Here is a 1,229-nt window from a genome sequence, read left to right as displayed (position 1 = left end):
GCGACCTTGGCGCGCACCGCCGCTTCCACATCCGCGTTGCCCTCTTCACCGTTGGCTGCCAGCCCGTCGATCACCTCGATGATCAGGTCGGCGATCTGGCGGAACTCCGCCTCGCCGAACCCGCGGGTGGTGCCTGCGGGCGTGCCGAGGCGCAGGCCGGAGGTCACGGTCGGCTTTTCCGGGTCGAACGGGATGCCGTTCTTGTTGGTGGTGATGTGAGCCCGGCCCAGCGCCTTGTCGGCGATGTTGCCGGTCACGCCCTTGGGGCGAAGGTCGACCAGCATCACGTGGGTGTCGGTGCCGCCGGTCACGATGTCCAGGCCGCCCTGGATCAGCTGGTCCGCCAGCGCCGCCGCATTGGCACGCACCTGCTTCTGATAGGCCTTGAACTCCGGCTTCAGCGCCTCGCCGAAAGCCGCCGCCTTGCCGGCGATCACATGCATCAGCGGGCCGCCCTGGATGCCCGGGAAGATCGCCGAGTTCACCTTCTTGGCGATGGCTTCGTCGTTGGTCACGATCATGCCGCCGCGGGGGCCGCGCAGTGTCTTGTGGGTGGTGGTGGTGGCCACATGCGCATGCGGGAACGGCGAGGGGTGCTCTCCGGCCGCGATCAGGCCTGCGATATGGGCCATGTCGACCATGAAATAGGCGCCGACGCTGTCCGCGATTTCACGGAATTTGGCAAAGTCGATCTGGCGCGGGATGGCGGAGCCGCCGGCGATGATCAGCTTCGGCTGGTGCTCGTTTGCCAGCGCCTGGATCTGGTCGTAGTCGATCAGGTTGTCGCTTTCGCGCACGCCGTAATGCACCGCGTTGAACCACTTGCCGGACTGGTTGGGGCGCGCACCATGGGTCAGGTGGCCGCCGGAGGCCAGATCCATGCCGAGGATGGTGTCGCCGGGTTGGATCAGCGCCTGGAACACACCCTGGTTGGCCTGCGAGCCGGAGTTCGGCTGGACGTTGGCGAACTCGCAGCCGAACAGCGCCTTGGCGCGGTCGATGGCCAGGTTTTCGGCGACGTCGACATACTGGCAGCCGCCATAGTAGCGGCGTCCCGGGTAGCCTTCGGCGTATTTGTTGGTCAGCACCGAGCCTTGCGCTTCCATCACTGCGGCGGAGACGATGTTCTCAGACGCAATCAGCTCGATCTCGTCGCGCTGGCGGCCCAGCTCCGCCGTGATCGAGGCATAAAGTTCAGGATCGCGCTCAGAGAGGGATTGGGTGAAAAA

The 1,229-nt window shown here is 65.7% G+C and carries 1 protein-coding gene; it reads right to left on the bottom strand.

Annotation, left to right across the window (positions count from 1 at the left end; translation table 11 throughout):
- Positions 1–1,229, bottom strand: a 1,229-nt coding sequence (glyA, locus tag N6L27_RS23225; RefSeq protein WP_271909793.1) for a serine hydroxymethyltransferase, incomplete at both ends; no start/stop codon positions are given.

This window comes from Leisingera sp. SS27 (genome assembly GCF_028368855.1).
GTDB lineage: Bacteria > Pseudomonadota > Alphaproteobacteria > Rhodobacterales > Rhodobacteraceae > Leisingera.
This window is presented reverse-complemented; position numbering and strand designations above follow the sequence as displayed.